Annotated in this window: 14 protein-coding genes; 7 read left to right on the top strand and 7 right to left on the bottom strand. The window is 69.5% G+C overall.

Annotated features, from left to right (window positions below):
- Positions 1–116: 116 nt before the first annotated feature.
- A complete protein-coding gene (locus AC5W7N_RS23940; RefSeq protein WP_195021135.1) occupies positions 117–563 on the bottom strand; it encodes a hypothetical protein in 447 nt (148 codons plus the stop codon).
- A 397-nt stretch (positions 564–960) separates the two neighbouring features.
- Between AC5W7N_RS23940 and AC5W7N_RS23935 the strand changes: the two genes are divergently transcribed.
- Both AC5W7N_RS23935 and AC5W7N_RS23930 read left to right on the top strand, forming a co-directional pair.
- Complete coding sequence (locus AC5W7N_RS23935) at positions 961–1,293, top strand: hypothetical protein (protein WP_138446546.1); 333 nt, start codon at positions 961–963, stop codon at positions 1,291–1,293.
- 18 nt (positions 1,294–1,311) lie between these two features.
- A complete protein-coding gene (locus AC5W7N_RS23930) occupies positions 1,312–2,754 on the top strand; it encodes an RNB domain-containing ribonuclease (protein WP_194989806.1) in 1,443 nt (480 codons plus the stop codon).
- Positions 2,755–2,908: 154 nt separating this feature from the next.
- On the opposite strand, the gene AC5W7N_RS23925 is transcribed toward AC5W7N_RS23930, so the two are convergent.
- The 4 genes from AC5W7N_RS23925 to panB all read right to left on the bottom strand — a co-directional run bounded on the left by AC5W7N_RS23925 (position 2,909) and on the right by panB (position 6,241).
- The gene (locus AC5W7N_RS23925; RefSeq protein ID WP_194989807.1) at positions 2,909–3,787 is read right to left on the bottom strand and encodes a CHAD domain-containing protein; all 879 of its coding nucleotides are present in this window, start codon (positions 3,785–3,787) and stop codon (positions 2,909–2,911) included.
- A gap of 3 nt (positions 3,788–3,790) precedes the next feature.
- On the bottom strand, positions 3,791–4,753 hold the full coding sequence (gene pip, locus AC5W7N_RS23920; protein ID WP_495922220.1) for a prolyl aminopeptidase: 963 nt from the start codon (positions 4,751–4,753) through the stop codon (positions 3,791–3,793).
- The gene (locus tag AC5W7N_RS23915; protein WP_228806089.1) at positions 4,753–5,142 is read right to left on the bottom strand and encodes a hypothetical protein; all 390 of its coding nucleotides are present in this window, start codon (positions 5,140–5,142) and stop codon (positions 4,753–4,755) included. The genes pip and AC5W7N_RS23915 overlap by 1 nt, the downstream gene beginning before the upstream one ends.
- Before the next feature lie 244 nt (positions 5,143–5,386).
- Complete coding sequence (gene panB / locus AC5W7N_RS23910) at positions 5,387–6,241, bottom strand: 3-methyl-2-oxobutanoate hydroxymethyltransferase (RefSeq protein ID WP_163814196.1); 855 nt, start codon at positions 6,239–6,241, stop codon at positions 5,387–5,389.
- Positions 6,242–6,539: 298 nt separating this feature from the next.
- On the opposite strand from panB, the gene AC5W7N_RS23905 reads away from it, so the two are divergent.
- From AC5W7N_RS23905 to AC5W7N_RS23895, 3 genes are all read left to right on the top strand, one after another.
- Positions 6,540–8,072 carry an alpha/beta hydrolase gene (locus AC5W7N_RS23905; RefSeq protein ID WP_495922218.1) on the top strand — a complete coding sequence of 511 codons (1,533 nt, stop codon included), beginning with the start codon at positions 6,540–6,542 and terminating at the stop codon, positions 8,070–8,072.
- Between the two features lie 85 nt (positions 8,073–8,157).
- The gene (glnA, locus tag AC5W7N_RS23900) at positions 8,158–9,495 is read left to right on the top strand and encodes a type I glutamate--ammonia ligase (RefSeq protein WP_036535109.1); all 1,338 of its coding nucleotides are present in this window, start codon (positions 8,158–8,160) and stop codon (positions 9,493–9,495) included.
- Positions 9,496–9,551: 56 nt separating this feature from the next.
- Entirely contained in the window at positions 9,552–12,563 is a 3,012-nt protein-coding gene (locus tag AC5W7N_RS23895; RefSeq protein ID WP_195007259.1) for a bifunctional [glutamine synthetase] adenylyltransferase/[glutamine synthetase]-adenylyl-L-tyrosine phosphorylase, read from the top strand.
- Between the two features lie 82 nt (positions 12,564–12,645).
- Here the strand turns inward: AC5W7N_RS23895 and AC5W7N_RS23890 are convergent, their stop codons facing one another.
- A complete protein-coding gene (locus AC5W7N_RS23890; RefSeq protein ID WP_495922216.1) occupies positions 12,646–13,242 on the bottom strand; it encodes a TetR/AcrR family transcriptional regulator in 597 nt (198 codons plus the stop codon).
- 82 nt (positions 13,243–13,324) lie between these two features.
- Here AC5W7N_RS23890 and AC5W7N_RS23885 point away from each other — a divergent pair, with 82 nt between their 5' ends.
- Complete coding sequence (locus AC5W7N_RS23885; RefSeq protein WP_495924192.1) at positions 13,325–14,233, top strand: TIGR03620 family F420-dependent LLM class oxidoreductase; 909 nt, start codon at positions 13,325–13,327, stop codon at positions 14,231–14,233.
- 54 nt (positions 14,234–14,287) lie between these two features.
- Here AC5W7N_RS23885 and AC5W7N_RS23880 read toward each other — a convergent pair whose 3' ends face one another.
- Positions 14,288–14,575, bottom strand: coding sequence for a hypothetical protein (locus AC5W7N_RS23880; RefSeq protein WP_163814200.1), 288 nt, complete (start codon positions 14,573–14,575; stop codon positions 14,288–14,290).
- Between the two features lie 90 nt (positions 14,576–14,665).
- On the opposite strand from AC5W7N_RS23880, the gene AC5W7N_RS23875 reads away from it, so the two are divergent.
- Positions 14,666–15,610: an endonuclease/exonuclease/phosphatase family protein gene (locus tag AC5W7N_RS23875; RefSeq protein ID WP_495922214.1), complete on the top strand. Its 945-nt coding sequence runs from the start codon at positions 14,666–14,668 to the stop codon at positions 15,608–15,610.
- Positions 15,611–15,754: the final 144 nt, after the last annotated feature.

Genomic DNA, 15,754 nt, shown 5'->3' with positions numbered 1-15,754 from the left:
CGGGGACAGGATCCGGCTTATACGCCGGCTCGTCCGCCCCAGACGCCGAGCGGCGGCGCCCCAGCAGGGGCGCCGCCGCGTCGGTATCAGTCTTCGCAGGTCTCAGAGCGCCGTGATCAGCAGAGCACCTTGATCATTTCGTAGATGGCCTTCGACTCCTCCGGCGACGCCGAGCCGCGACCGTTCTTGGTGCGGTTGGAGATTTCGGTGAGGACTTCGTCCTCGGCCTTGCCCTCGTGGATATCGTCGCAGGTCTCGGTGAAGATCTCACCGATCTCCTCGTCGCTGCGGCCCTCGGCCAGGCTCGGGAAGGCCTGCTTGTAGGCGACGACGAAGGAGCCGATCTTGACCGAATCCAGGCTCATATCGCCCTTCGGGGAGGTCGCGCCCGTCGACGGCGCCGCCGCATCGCCGGACTCGGTGGCCGAGGCGGTGGCCGAGGCGGTCGCGGAAGCGGAGGCCGTGGACTGCGCGGAACTCGAGGTCGTCTCGTCCTCACAACCGGCGATGAACAGGGCAAGGGCGCTGGCAGTTGCCGCGATGGCGGCGGAAGTTCTGATCACGTTGCCGGATGCTAGCGGCACCCGGGGCAAAGCGCCTCCCGCACGAGCAGCGGGAGGCGACTGCGCAACTACCTCAGGCGGGGCCGATCAACAGCATCCGCGCGAAGTTGGCGGCCTGTTCGGGACCGAGCAGGGGCAGCAGGTAGTCGTACACAAGAGTGGACATGAGGTGCGGAACTCCCAAGATTTCGTCTTACGGGACGGTTACGCTCGGCCACCCTAGCAGCGACCGCGCCCGCCGGCTGCCGAGTCGGCGCCGCTGAGGTGCCGGATTCATCCGGAACTGGCCGAGAACGTGATAGAGGTCATAGAGTGGTCGCCGTTGGATCGAGATGCCTCGCGGGGCCGCGATGCATCACCTCACACTGAAACTCTCGGGAAGCAGGTCTCAACTCATATGCGGGTAGTTCGTTCTCTGGTCGCCGGCGCATTGATCGCCGGGGCCGCATCGGTTTTCGCCACGCTCGGGGCCGGTAACGCCGGCGCGGTGGCGGTGACTCCGCTGCCGGGTGGGGTGCAGGTCGACCTCACCCCCGCCGACACCAAATGGGTGCACCAGAGTGGTGTCGGGCGCACCATCGCCGGGCTGCCGCACCCGTCGGCGGCGTCGTTCGGCTACGCCCTGGACTCGGCGGCGGCGTTGTCGTCGGAGTACCCCGAGGGCCGCGTCGTTTTCACCGTCTTCGGGCCGTTCGACCAGCTGAGCGGCACCATGCTGGCGCTGAAGTAGCGACCTAGAATTCTCAGCGTGGAACTCCACCAGCGGATCGTCTCGGCGCCGGTCGATTTCGGCGCCATTCGATCCGAATTCGGACTGACCTCGGCCTATCCGGCCGAGGCCACCGCGGAAGCCCGCGACGCGGTCGACGTGTTCGCGGGCGACCGCTCCGATCGCACCGACATCCCGTTCGTCACCATCGACCCGCCGGGCGCGATGGATCTCGACCAGGCGCTGCACCTGGCACGCACCGGCACCGGCTTCCTGCTGCACTACGCCATCGCCGACCTCGGCGCCGTGGTCATCCCGGACGGCGCGCTGGCCGCCGAAGCGGGCGCCCGCGGCCAGACCTTCTACCTGCCCGACACCACCGTGCCGCTGCATCCGCCGGTGCTGTCGGAGAACGCGGCCAGTCTGCTGCCGGATGAGACCCGCCCGGCCGCCCTGTGGACCATCGAACTCGATCACGACGCCGAGCCGTTGCGGTATTCGGTCGAGCGCGCCCTGGTGCGCTCCCGGGCCCGCCTCGACTATGCCGGTGTGCAGGCCGACGCCGACGCCGGCCGCCTGCACCCCTCGATCGCGGCGCTGCCGGAATTCGGCACCAAACGCATCGCGGCCGGACTGGAACGCGGCGCGATCGAACTGCGGTTGCCTGCGCAGAGCGTGATCCGCGACGAGGGCGCCGACGGGCACTGGCGCCTTGTGCTCGAACCGCGCACCGCCGCCGACGACTGGAACGAGCAGGTGTCGCTGCTGGCAGGCATGTGCGCGGCCCGCATCATGCTCGACGGCGCCGACGGCTCCGGTGAACGCATCGGCCTGCTGCGCACCATGCCACCGCCACCCGATTCGGCCATTGCCTCGATCCGCCGCACCGCCGCCGCCCTCGGCATCGACTGGCCCGCCGGTGAGCCGGTGGGCCGGATGCTGGCGGCACTCGATCCCAATTCGCCGGCGACGCTGGTGCTCATGTCCGAGGCCACCGGCCTGCTGCGCGGCGCAGCCTACACCGTCTTGGACGGCACCGACCCGTCCTCGGACAGCTTGCGCCACAGCGCGATCGGCGCGCCGTACGCGCATGTCACCGCGCCGCTGCGGCGCCTGGTCGACCGGTTCACCACCGAGATCTGCCTGGCCCACTGCGCTGGCACCCCGGTGCCGCAGTGGGTGCGCGACGGCCTGGCCGCGACCGCCGAGACGATGAAACGCAGCGACGGTGTGGCGAACAAGGTCGAACGCGCCTGTATCGACCTGACCGAGGCAACCCTGCTGTCGCAGCGCATCGGCGCCGAATTCGAGGCCGTCGTGGTACGCGAAGGCAATGGCAACCGGCCCGCCGAGATCTTCATCGCCGACCCGCCGCTGGTGGGTCCCTGTGAGGGGTCGCCGACCGAGGGTTCCAGGGTGCGGGTGCGTTTGGCATCGGCGGATCCGGTGGCGCGGAAGGTGTTGTTCACCCACGTGCGTTGAGGCCCGGTCGCCACGGTGCAGAACGCCCGGCGCGGATGGTGACGAGCGGATACGCGCCGGGCCGTTGAGCCGACGTCCGCCGAGGTAGTGGGTCGACGCCCGCCGACTTACTCGGTCGAACGCGTGGCCGGGGCTCCCGCGATACCGAGCACGCCTAACCGGGCAGCAGCGAAGCCGCAGTGACAGGGTATTTCGCCAAATGCTCACCGGCGGCCCGGTCTTCGGCGTCTGCCAGCGCTGAATACAGCGCCGTGGATTCGCCGGCTGCCCGTGCTTCTGCGGCGCGGGCGAGGATGGCTGCACGGGATTCGACCGCGTCGCGGTGATCACCGAGAACTGTCTGCAACCGCTTGGCCTGGCTGCCGAGTTCGTCCGCCTCGCCGCCGAGCGTGTCGGCCGCGGCTTCGCAGGAATACCGTAACCGCTTGGCGCCCTTGCGGATATCGTGCAGCAGCTCGATGCGATCCGCCGGGGCGACGGTGACCTCCGCGCCGACCATCCGTTGCAGGCGCGCACGGTCGCGGTGCAACACCGAGCGGAAGGCGTCGTCGGCCGGCCCGCTGACCCGTGCCTTGCGCAGCGGGGGCGCAGTCCGCCAGCTCGCGAGCTGATCCCGCAACGCGCGATAGCGTGCGCTGTCCAGCGCGCCGAGCACCTCGGTGTGCGCGGCCGAGTACCGCTCCCGCTCGGCGGCCACCAGCCGATGCGTGACGGCCCCGAGCACATCCGGATCGGCGCCTTCGGTGAGCTCGGAATCCAGTAGCGCCGCGAACCGTTCGGCCCGCACCTCCGCATCCCGGGCGACCCCGAGCAGCCCGGCCAGCCAGGCCAGCTCCGCCACCATCGCGGCGGCGGGCCTGCGTTTGAACAACCGGCGATAGGACCGCAGCACACTGCGCAATCTGCGGGTGGCCACGCGCATCTGATGCACCGAATCCCAGGCGTCGGCGCGCACCTCCGGTTCGGCGGCCAGCAGCCGGTCGATGTCCTCACCCAGCGCCGCGATGAGCGCGTCTGCGGCGGTGGCCGTCATGACCTAGCGTCCTTTCGCGAACCCGTCGGTGGCTTCGACGAGATGGTGGGTGATTCCGGGTTCGTTGGCGGCGTGCCCGGCATCGTCGACGATGTGCAGCACCGAACCGGGCCAGGCGCGGTGCAATTCCCATGCGCTGACCGCCGGGCAGACGATGTCGTGGCGGCCCTGCACGATCACCGCGGGAATGTCGGCGATCGTGTCGATATCGCGTAACAACTGTCCCTCGTCGAGGAAACCGCCGTGCCGGAAATAGTGATTCTCGATCCGCGCGAAGGCGAGCGCGAAGCGCGGCTCACCGGTTTCGGCGACCCGATCCGGTTGCGGCAGCAGCGAACTCGTCGCACCCTCCCAGGTGGACCAGGCGATGGCGGCCGCGGTGGCGATCTCCTCGTCGGGGGAGTGCAGCAACCGGTGATAGGCCTGCACCAGATCGCCGTCGCGCTCGGCTTCGGGCACCGGTGCGAGGAACTTCTCCCATTCGTCCGGGTAGACGTAGCCGGCGGCGCCGTTGTAGTACCAGTCGATTTCCTTGCGCCGCAACAGGAAGATCCCGCGCAGCACCAGTTCGGTGACCCGCCGCGGATACCGCTGCGCGTAGGCCAGCGCGAGGGTGGAACCCCACGATCCGCCGAACACCAGCCACTGCTCGACGCCGAGCGCCTCGCGCAACTGCTCGATATCGGCGATGAGATGGTCGGTGGTGTTCACCGACAGATCCGCGCCGTCGGCGATATGCGGGGTGGAGCGCCCGCAGCCGCGCTGATCGAACAGCACGATCCGGTACCGCTCCGGATCGAAGAACTGGCGATGGAATGGTGCGGTGCCGCCGCCGGGCCCGCCGTGCAGGAACACCGCGGGCTTACCGTCCGGATTGCCGCTGACCTCCCAGTACACCGACTGGCCCGCACCCACGTCGAGCATGCCCTGCTGATGCGGCTCGATCGGCGGGTAAAGGGTGCGCATCAGAATGCCAGGCCGGACGCCAGATCCGGCAGTTGCAGCGCGTCGATCGCCTCCTGTCGCACCTCGGGGCAGGCCTTGGTGGTGATCCGGTCGATCGACTGCTTATCGGCGAGCACCTGGGCGTTGATCGCGCCGTTGCGCAGCGCCCAGTCGTGCACCATGGCGTTCAAGCCGATGCGGCCGAGGGTCGGGCCCTGCACCCGCCAGTTCGACAGCTCGGGGCGGATCATCTCGCACAAGGCCGTCGCGGCGGAATCGGAGACCTCGAGCGGCGTGCCGGGGGCGGGGGACGTGGCGCCAGGTGTGGTCGCCGGAAGGCTGGTCGGCGCGGCGGTCGTCCCGGTGGTACCGCTGGAGCCGGTGCCGGATTCACCTCCGCACGCGGTCAATAGGACAGCAGCACACGCTCCCGCGACCACCAGTGTGCTCCGGGAAATCCAACGGCGTTCCGGCATCAGTACCTCTGCTCGACTCGAGATTGTCGATACGAGTCTGCCATTTTTCCGGTACGCCGGCGGTGCGGTGTTCCCGGGCCGGGGTCGGGTGTGGGGTTAGACGAGGGGGCCGCAACGGCGTCGGCCGGGCAGCGCGGGAGGGATCCGCGCGGGCCCGGCCGAGCTCGTTGTCGACGGTTCAGAAACTGTGTTCGGGCCCGGGGAAGGTGCCCGTGCGAACTTCCTCGGCGTAGGCGGCGGCCGCGGCGCGCAGATCGTCGCCGGTGTTGGCGAAACGCTTGACGAATTTGGCGGTCTTGCCGCTGGTGTAGCCGGCCATGTCCTGCCAGACCAGCACCTGGGCATCGCAATCGGCGCCGGCCCCGATCCCGACGGTGGGGATGGTGAGCTTGCGGGTGACCTGACCGGCGAGTTCGGCCGGGACCATCTCCATCACCACCGAGAACGCGCCCGCTTCCTGGACCGCGATGGCGTCGGCGATGAGCTGCTCGGCGCCGTCGCCGCGGCCCTGCACCCGGAAACCGCCAAGGGTATTGACGCTCTGCGGAGTGAAGCCGATATGGCCCATCACCGGGATACCCGCGGCGGTGATCAGTGCGATCTGCTCGGCCACCCGTTCGCCGCCCTCGAGCTTCACCGCATGCGCCTGGCCTTCCTTCAGGAACCGGGTCGCGGTGGCCAGCGCCTGCTGCGGCGAGGATTCGTAGGTGCCGAACGGCAGATCGGCGACCACCAGGGCGTGCGGCGCGCCGCGCACCACACCGCGCACCAGCGGGATGAGCTCGTCGACGGTGACCGGCACGGTCGTGTCGTAGCCGTAGACCACGTTGGCCGCCGAATCGCCGACCAGCAGCACCGGAATGCCGGCCTCCTCGAACAGCCGGGCCGTCGAGTAGTCGTAGGCGGTGAGCATGGACCAGCGTTCGCCCGTCGCCTTCATCTGCTGCAGATGATGGACGCGGGTCTTACGCCGGGGCTTCGCCTCGGCCGAGGCAGCGCCGTAGGCGGGGGTTTCCGAATCGGATACGGACATCATCGTCCCTTTCGTCGTCCTCGAGGCCCGTCGTACGGGTCCCCGGGTCTGGGTGACGCCATCCAGTGTGCCACCGGCCGCACTACGCATTTAAGGCCAGCGACCAGTGCGGTTGGTCACATGCGCCGGGCACCGTCATCGGATGCGCGGCCGTCGCTGCGCTGTTGCTCGCCGGCCCGATGCCGTGCGCCGGTTCCCTTGTCCCACGCTGCGCGGCAGCGGTCCGCGCGCCGCGCAGACCGGCCCGGCCCAGCTGGCGCGGTGCGGCGGCGACCGGAATCGCGGCTAGCATGGCGCCGTGCGGAGTGGGCGTGGTGTGCTGGTGACGGTGCTGGCGGTGACGGCGTTGGCGGCCGGTTGTGCCGAATCGAAGCAGGAACCCGCGGTCGCGGCGCCCCCGCCGCCGGACGGACTCGCCGAGTTCTACACCCAGACCCCGCAGTGGGGTAGTTGCGCCGATTTCACCGGCCCGGACGAATCGCTGCCACCTGCGACCGAATGCGCACGGATCACCGTCCCGGTCGACTACGCCGATCCCGATGGCGCGACCGCACAGATCGCGTTGTCGCGGGTCAAGGCCGAGGGCGCGAATCGCATCGGCTCGCTGCTGCTCAACCCGGGCGGACCCGGTATGTCCGGATTGTCCACCGTGACGGTCGGCGGCGGCACCGCGATCGCCGAACGTTTCGACCGAGTCGGATTCGATCCGCGTGGCGTCGGCGCCTCGACGCCCTCGGTGGCCTGCCTGACGCCGCAGGAAGCCGACGCCGAACGCGCCGAGCCGCCGGTGGTCAACACCCCGGAGGGCATCGCCGCCGAGGAGGCCGACAACCGCGAATACGCCGACGCCTGCGTCGAACGCACCGGCAAGGAGTTCCTGGCCCACGTCGGCACCCGCGAGGTGGTGCAGGACATGGACGTCATCCGGGCGGTGCTCGGTGATCCGAAGCTCAGCTACCTCGGCTACTCCTATGGCACCCGCCTCGGCACCGCGTATGCCGAGAAGTTCCCCGGCAACGTGCGCGCCCTGGTGCTCGACGGCGCCATCGATCCCACCCAGGACCCGGTGGAGGAATCGCTGCGCCAGGCCGAAGGCTTCCAACAGGCCTTCGACGCCTACGCCGCCGACTGCGTCACCCGGCCGGAATGCCCACTGGGTAACGACGCGTCCACGGCGGTGAAGCGGTTCCGGGAGCTGGTCGACCCGCTGTGGGACAAGCCCGCCGCCACCACCGACACCCGCGGCCTCAGCTACGGCGATGCGCTCACCGGCGTGCGGCAGACGCTCTACAGCGAAAGCTTCTGGCGCGTGCTGTCGCTCGGGCTGACCGAATTGAGCCAGGGTCGCGGCGACACGCTGCTCCAGCTGGCCGATCTGTACAACGGCCGCAACGAAGACGGCACGTATAACAATTTGAACGACGCTTTCAACGCCATCCGCTGCGTCGACGATCCGCGCATCACCGATCCGGCGGTGGCGGCACGGCAGGACGCCGAGTACCGCAAGGCCGCTCCGTTCATGGACGACGGCCGCGGTACCGGGGCCGCGCCGCTGGAGTTGTGTGCGAGCTGGCCGGTGCCCAATACCAGTCAGCCGCACGAGATCTCGGTGCAGGGCCTGCCGACGACGCTGGTGGTGTCCACCACCGGCGATCCGGCCACCCCGTATCAGGCCGGCGTCGACCTCGCCGAGCAGCTGGGCGCCGCGTTGATCACCTACGAAGGCGATAGCCATACCGTGGTGCTGAACGAGGGTTCGCCGTGTGTGGACAACGCGGTCGTCGCCTACCTGACCGAGCTGATCGCGCCGCAACCCGGGCTCAGGTGCTGACGCGCAGGTGAGCTCACATCGCGGGATACAAACCCCGTGTCGCCATGTAACACAGATTTAACGCCGGGTGCCTACAGTCGCGGTCATGGATCGCCAGAAGGAATTCGTGCTGCGGACGCTCGAAGAGCGGGACATCCGCTTCGTGCGGCTCTGGTTCACCGACGTCTTGGGCTATCTGAAGTCCGTGGCGATCGCCCCCGCCGAACTCGAAGGCGCCTTCGAGGAAGGCATCGGTTTCGACGGTTCGGCCATCGAGGGATTCGCCAGGATCTCCGAGGCCGATATGGTCGCCCGCCCCGACCCGTCCACCTTCCAGGTGCTGCCGTGGTCGACCAGCAAGGGCCACCAGCATTCCGCGCGCATGTTCTGCGACATCACCATGCCCGACGGCTCACCGTCCTGGGCCGATCCGCGGCATGTGCTGCGCCGTCAGCTGAACAAGGCCGGTGACGTCGGCTTCAGCTGCTACGTGCATCCGGAGATCGAGTTCTTCCTGCTCAAGAACACCCCCGACGGCGCCGATCCGGTGCCGGCCGACAGCGGCGGCTTCTTCGACCAGGCCGTGCACGATTCCGCCCCGAACTTCCGCCGCCACGCCATCGACGCGCTCGAGTCGATGGGTATCTCGGTGGAGTTCAGCCATCACGAGGGCGCGCCCGGCCAGCAGGAGATCGATCTGCGCTACGCCGACGCGCTGTCCATGGCCGACAACGTGATGACCTTCCGCTACCTGATCAAGGAAGTGGCCATCGACGAGGGCGTGCGCGCGACGTTCATGCCCAAGCCGTTCGCCCAGTACCCGGGCTCGGCCATGCACACCCACATGAGCCTGTTCGAGGGCGAGGCGAACGCCTTCCACGATCCCGACGATCCGATCAACCTCTCCGCGACCGCGCGCGCGTTCATCGCGGGCATCCTCGAGCACGCCCCCGAGATCAGCGCCATCTCCAACCAGTGGGTCAACTCTTACAAGCGACTCATCCACGGCGGTGAGGCGCCCACCGCGGCCTCGTGGGGCCGGTCGAACCGGTCCGCGCTGGTCCGGGTGCCGATGTACACGCCGAACAAGTCCTCCTCGCGCCGTGTCGAGATCCGCAGCCCTGATTCGGCCTGCAACCCGTACCTGACCTTCGCGGTACTGCTGGCCGCAGGCCTGCGCGGCATCGAGAAGGGCTACACGCTGCCGCCGGAGGCCGAGGACGACGTCTGGTCGCTCACCGCCGCCGAGCGCCGCGCGATGGGCTTCCGGGAGCTGCCGGGCACCCTCGATGAGGCGTTGCAGGCGATGGAACGCTCGGAACTGGTCGCCGAAACCCTCGGTGAGCACGTGTTCGACTTCTTCCTGCGCAACAAGCGCCGGGAGTGGGCCGATTACCGCAGCCAGGTGACGCCGTTCGAACTCAGGGAGTATCTCGGGCTGTGAGGCCGCGGTGCGGTCGTGCCCACCACGACCTGCGCGCGAGCATGTAATTTGAAAGCATGGTCCGGCCCCCGACTGCCCGCTCCGCTGTCCCCGGCGTCGGCCGTCTCGGATTGCTCGAGCCGACGGCTGCCGCCTCCCTGGCCGAACTGGCATGGGACAACATCGATGGCATCCCGCTGCTGTGGGCGCTCTCGCGCGCGCCCGACGCCGACCTGGCGCTGAATACGATCATCCGGTTGCGTGAGGCGCTCGGATACGAGTGGGCCGAGCTGGATTCGGCGTTGCGCACCGATACGGCCCTGCGCGGCCGGTTGTTCGCTCTTGTCGGCTCGTCGACGGCGTTCGGTGACCATCTGGTGGCCGATCCGTCGGCGTGGAAGTCGTTGCGCCGCACCGATCTCCCGGACCGCGACGAGTTGGTCGCCGATCTGCTCGACGCCGTCGACGCGGTACCGGAGACGGGCCCGAACGCCGCCCCGATGCTGTTCCGGGCCGGGCAGTCCGGCCCGGAAGTCGTTGCGCTGCTGCGCAAACGCTACCGCGATCAGCTGATGCTGCTGGCCGCCCAGGATCTCGCGGCCACCGTGGAGAACGAGCCGGTGCTGCCGTATCAGGTGGTCGGCCGCCATCTCACCGACCTCGCCGATGCCGCGTTGACCGCGGCGCTGGCGGTCGCCGTCGCCCGGGTCTGCCGCGACGAGCCGTGCCCGGTGCGGCTCGCGGTGATCGCCATGGGCAAATGCGGTGCGCGCGAACTCAACTACGTCTCCGACGTCGATATCGTGTTCGCCGCCGAACCGGCCGACGCCACCGCCGCCCGGCTGGCCGCGGAGATGATGAGCATCGGCAGCGCCGCCTTCTTCGAGGTCGACGCCGCGTTGCGACCCGAGGGCAAGGCCGGTGCGCTGGTGCGCACTCTCGAATCGCATATCGCCTACTACCAGCGCTGGGCGCGCACCTGGGAGTTCCAGGCGCTGCTCAAGGCGCGCCCGATGACCGGTGACCTGGCCCTCGGCGAGCAATACCGCGACGCGCTCATGCCCATGGTGTGGTCGGCTTCCGAACGCACCGACTTCGTCCCCGACGTGCAGGCCATGCGCCGCCGCGTCGAGGACCTGGTGCCCGCCGACCTGCGCGAACGTGAACTGAAGCTGGGCCACGGTAGTTTGCGCGACGTCGAATTCGCCGTGCAGCTGCTGCAATTGGTGCACGGCCGGGTCGACGACACCCTGCATGTGCAGGGCACCGTCGAAGCCTTGACCGCCTTGGCGGCCGGCGGCTACGTCGGCCGCGACGATGCCGCCAACCTCACCGCCTCCTACGAGTTCCTGCGCCTGCTCGAACACCGGCTGCAACTACAGCGGCTCAAGCGCACCCACACCCTGCCCGCCGACGACGACGCCGATGGCATGCGCTGGCTGGCCAGGGCCGCCCATATGCGTCCCGACGGGCGCCAGGACGCGGTGGGGGTGCTGCGCACGGAGATCCGCCGCAACACCGTCCGGGTGCGGCGTTTGCACGCCAAGCTGTTCTACCGGCCGCTGCTGGAGTCGGTCGCCCGGCTGGATTCGGACGCGTTGCGGTTGAGCCCCGATGCGGCCGTGCGCCAGCTCGCCGCCCTCGGCTACGCCGCCCCCGAACACGCGCTCGGCCACCTGCGCGCACTCACCGGAGGGGTGTCGCGTAAGGGTCGTATCCAGGCGCTGCTGCTGCCGACGCTGCTGGAATGGCTGGGCGATACCCCCAACCCGGACGCCGGCCTGCTGGCTTATCGGCGGGTCTCGGAGGGGCTGGCCGAGCAGACCTGGTTCCTGCGCGAACTGCGCGACGAGGGTGCGGTCGCGCAGCGGTTGATGATCGTGCTCGGCTCCTCGGCCTACCTGCCCGATCTGCTGATCAACGCGCCAGAGACCATCCGCATGTACGCCGACGGGCCCAGCGGGCCACTGCTGCTCGGCCCGCAACCCGAGGACGTCGCCCGCGGCATCCTCACCGCCGCCGCCCGCTACGACGACCCGAACCGCGCGGTCGCCGCGGCCCGATCGCTGCGCAGGCACGAACTCGCCCGGGTCGCCTCCGCCGATCTGCTCGGCCTGCTCGATGTGCCGCAGGTGTGCCGGGCCCTGTCGTCGGTGTGGGTCGCGGTGCTCGAGGCATCGCTGCGGGCGGTGATCCGGGCCAGCGAGGCCGAACGCGGCGCACCCGCGCCCGCCGACTTCGCGGTGATCGGCATGGGCAGGCTCGGCGGCATGGAACTCGGCTACGGTTCCGACGCCGATGTGCTGTTCGTCTGCGATCCGCGCCCCGGCGAGGACGAGACCAAGGCCGTGCGCTGGGCCACCGGCATCGCCGAGCGGGTGCAGCGCATGCTCGGCGCGCCGAGCACCGACCCGCCGCTGCAGGTGGATGCCGCGCTGCGACCGGAGGGACGCAACGGCGCTCTCGTGCGCACCCTCGCCTCCTACGCGGCCTACTACGAGCAGTGGGTGCAGCCGTGGGAGGTGCAGGCCTTGCTGCGCGCCCACCAGGTCGCCGGAGATCAGGAGCTCGGCGTGCGGTTCCTGCACCTCATCGACGAGGTGCGGTATCCGGCGGGCGGGGTGTCGGCCGAATCGGTGCGCGAGATCCGCCGGATCAAAGCCCGCGTCGACTCCGAACGCCTGCCGCGCGGCGCCGACCCGGCTACCCACACCAAACTCGGCCGCGGCGGGCTCGCCGATATCGAATGGACCGTGCAGCTCATGCAGCTGCGCCACGCCCACGAGGTACCGGAGCTGCACAACACCTCGACGCTGGAGACGCTGGACGTCATCGAGCGCAAGGGCCTGCTCGACCCCGAGGACGTCGACCTGCTGCGCCAGGCCTGGCTCATCGCGACCAAGGCCCGCAACGCCCTGGTCCAGGTGCGCGGCAAACCGAGCGATCAACTGCCCGCGCCCGGCCCGCAGCTGTCGGCGGTGGCGTACGCGGCGGGCTGGCGCAACGGTGACGGCGGGGAATTCCTCGACAACTACATGCGGATCACCCGGCGCGCGAAAGGCGTGGTGGAGCGGGTATTCGGGGCCTGACCGAGGCGGATGACCGGCTGGGGTTCGGTTGTCCGGCGACGCAGCGGATTCCGCAGACAGGCTCGGCGGGCGCCAGGCACCGTCATGTGGGCGAGCGGTCGGAATCGATGATGCCGTGCAGCACAAGACCGACAAGACGATCGGTGGCCTGCGCGGTGGCGTCGGACTGGTCGCTGGTCCACGCGATCGCGCCGGCGATCTTGACGATGTCGTCGGTGGTGGCTTCCGGTCGCGCGCGCCCCGCCTGTTGGGCGCGGGACAGCACGGTGCCTGCCGCGTCGAGTGCCGCGGCGCAATGCGGCGCGAGAGGGTTGTCGGGGACCTCGAGGGCACGCATGATCTCCTCGGACAGCCCGCGGACCCGGCGAATGTGCGACACCAGCGCGCCGACCCAGCGGGCAAGCGCGACAGCGGGATCGGGCTCGGCATCGAGAGTGCTCGCGAGCGTGATCACCTCGTCGAGACTGGTGCCGACCACTGCGGCGATGAGGTCTTCGCGCTGGGGGAAATGCCGGTAGAGCGTGGCAGGTCCCACCCCGGCGCGACGGGCGATCTCATTGAACGACACATCGACGCCCTCGCTGGTGAACATGGTGTGCGCGGCCTCGAGCAGTCGTGCCCGGCTGCGGCGCGCATCGGCTCGCACTCCGCCCGGCGGCGCTGACTCTCCGTGGTCCATCGGGCCTCCTGTGGCTAATTGGAATGCCATTCCGTATATTCGGAATGGCATTCCGAATTGTAATCGACAGGAGCCGAACGTGATGTTGCCGCCGAATCTGCCGCGTACCGGCATCTGGGTGAACGGGCTCGATCTGCAGCCGCCGCCGGTGGTCGGGGCAATGGCCGCGGAGCTGGAGGGCCTGGGGCTCGGCGCGATCTGGCTCAGCGAGGGGCTCGCGCACGACCCGTTCGTCACGGCCGCCGGACTGCTCGCCGCCACCCGCAGGCTGGTGGTCGGCACGGGGATCGCGGTGACCTACGGTCGCCATCCGCACTGGATGCGCGCCTCGGCCCGGGCGGTCCTGGACGCCTACCCGGGGCGATTCGTGTTCGGGGCGGGCACATCCAATCCTCGTGTCGTCGAAGGTGTGCTCGGACTCGAATACCGCAAACCGCTGGCCGCCCTGTGCGCCTACCTGGACGATCTCGACGCGCCCGACAGCTTGCGAGCCCAGCTCGGACTGCCGGACTCCGGCCGCCTACCGCGAGTACTCGCGGCGCTCGGCCCGCGCGCTCTGGAACTGGCCCGGGACAGGGCCGACGGCGCCATCACCTATCTCACGACACCCGAACACACCGCGCAGGCGCGTGCCGTTCTCGGGCCGGACCGGACGCTCGTGGTCGAACAGGCCGTGGTGGTAGGGGCCGACGACGCCGATGCCCGCGGCCGCGCTCGCGCACACGTGGGCGCCTACCTGACCAACCCTGGATACCGGGCGAGCTGGCAGCGACTCGGCTTCACCGACGCCGATCTCGCCGCACCCGGCAGTGACCGGCTCGTCGACGCGTTGGTCGCGATCGGGGAGGACCGAGTCGGCCAACGGATCGCCGCGCATTTGTCCGCCGGCGCCGACCACGTGTGCCTTCAGGCGCTCCCGGCCGAGCCGTTCACCATCCCGGCGCAGCAGTGGAGGCTTCTGGCCGGCCTCGACATCCACAGTCCGCGCTGACCTGGGCTTCGGGCTTCGGGCTTCGGCGGCAGTCGGCGGCGCGGTGCTCGACCACTATCGAGCGCCCGGCGCGGTGAGTCGGCGAAAGCTGCCGACGAAATCGCCGAGCGCACGGCGGTCTTCGAGATCGGGCGGCTGATGCCCGTTGTCGGCGGTGACGGTGACCGCGGTACCTGCCGCGATACCGAGTTCTTCCCAGCACAGCGGCAGTAGCGGCGCGTGCACCGAGTGCGCGTTGGCGGTGACGACGATGGTGGAGGAGTAGCGGCCCGCCACGTCGAGCAACGCTTCGGCGGCGTCGCGGGTGAGCGCGCCGGGGGAATCGAATTCTTCGAAGTACACGGTGCTCCTCCTGTCCGGGCGAGTCGATTCTCACAGGATCCACACAATTGATCCACGAATCCGTCACCGGCCCGTTCTAGGGTCCCAGACATGCGAACATGGGTGAACCGAGCGCTGCTCGGCACGGGGTGGGTTGCCTTGCTGGCGGGAGTCGCGGGGATCGCGCTGTACTTCAGCGGATCGCAGCGGCGGACGATGGTCCTGCTGGCTTCCGGTGCGTCGCTGCTGATGCTCGGCACGATCGTGGCGCTGGTGTTGTTCGTCATCGCTCGCGGGCGGCGCAGCATGATCGCCGCCGGCGTCGCGGTGGCCGCAGCGTTGTGGACCCAAGTACCGATCTACGTGCCGGACGGCCACGCCGCCACCGGGCCGGAACTGACCGTGATGCAGTCGAATCTGCTGTTCGGCGGGGCGGATACGGGTGCGCTGGTCGAGGCCGTGCGCGCGCAGAGCGTGGATGTGCTCACCTTGAACGAGCTCACCCCCGCCGCCGTCGCCGGACTCACCGCCGCCGGAATCGACACTCTGCTCCCGTACCACTACCTGGAAGATTCCGAGGCCGGCGGCGTCGGCACCGGCATCTACAGCCGATACCCGTTGCGCGACACCGAGAACTACGACGGATTCCTGCTCAACAACATCTCCGCGATCATGGACCACCCCGATCGCGGCGCCATCGCGGTCTACGCCTTCCATCCGGTACCGCCGCCCTTGGATTTCGACAGGTGGCAGCGCGAATTGAGCGCCATTCGCGACCTTCTCGATGTGGAGCAGCGTCCGGCCATCGTCGGCGCCGACTTCAACGCCACCCGCGACCACAGCGGCTTCCGCGACTTGCTGCGCGGCCGTTTCGAATCCGCCGCCGATCAGGCCGGGGCGGGCCCACTGCGCAGCTACCCACAGGACCGGAGCTGGGGCCCGGTCATCGGCATCGACCACGTCCTGCTCGCCGACGCCACCGCCGACGAGGTCTGGACCATGGTCGTGCCGGGCACCGACCATCGCGCCGTCCTGGCCCGCATCCACTTGCACTGATCGAGACACCGCATCGCCGCGAATTTCCGCCGCGACGATGCGTATCGGCGCCGCCGAGCGATTACGATGTGGAGCGCTCGGACGGCAGGCGCATGCGGCGCCGGTCCGGGCCCGGGTTGTATTCCGGCCCGGTCGAACTTGGGG

This window comes from Nocardia sp. CDC519 (assembly GCF_059509835.1).
Note: the sequence above shows the minus strand (reverse complement) of the source record. Positions and strands in the feature narration are given on the sequence as shown.

Coding starts and splice junctions, on each gene's coding strand:
- AC5W7N_RS23935 (WP_138446546.1), top strand. CDS start 961: ATGCGGGTAGTTCGTTCTCTGGTCGCCGGCGCATTGATCGCCGGGGCC.
- AC5W7N_RS23925 (WP_194989807.1), bottom strand. CDS start 3,787: ATGACGGCCACCGCCGCAGACGCGCTCATCGCGGCGCTGGGTGAGGAC.
- pip (WP_495922220.1), bottom strand. CDS start 4,753: ATGCGCACCCTTTACCCGCCGATCGAGCCGCATCAGCAGGGCATGCTC.
- panB (WP_163814196.1), bottom strand. CDS start 6,241: ATGTCCGTATCCGATTCGGAAACCCCCGCCTACGGCGCTGCCTCGGCC.
- glnA (WP_036535109.1), top strand. CDS start 8,158: ATGGATCGCCAGAAGGAATTCGTGCTGCGGACGCTCGAAGAGCGGGAC.
- AC5W7N_RS23895 (WP_195007259.1), top strand. CDS start 9,552: ATGGTCCGGCCCCCGACTGCCCGCTCCGCTGTCCCCGGCGTCGGCCGT.
- AC5W7N_RS23890 (WP_495922216.1), bottom strand. CDS start 13,242: ATGGACCACGGAGAGTCAGCGCCGCCGGGCGGAGTGCGAGCCGATGCG.
- AC5W7N_RS23885 (WP_495924192.1), top strand. CDS start 13,325: ATGTTGCCGCCGAATCTGCCGCGTACCGGCATCTGGGTGAACGGGCTC.
- AC5W7N_RS23875 (WP_495922214.1), top strand. CDS start 14,666: ATGCGAACATGGGTGAACCGAGCGCTGCTCGGCACGGGGTGGGTTGCC.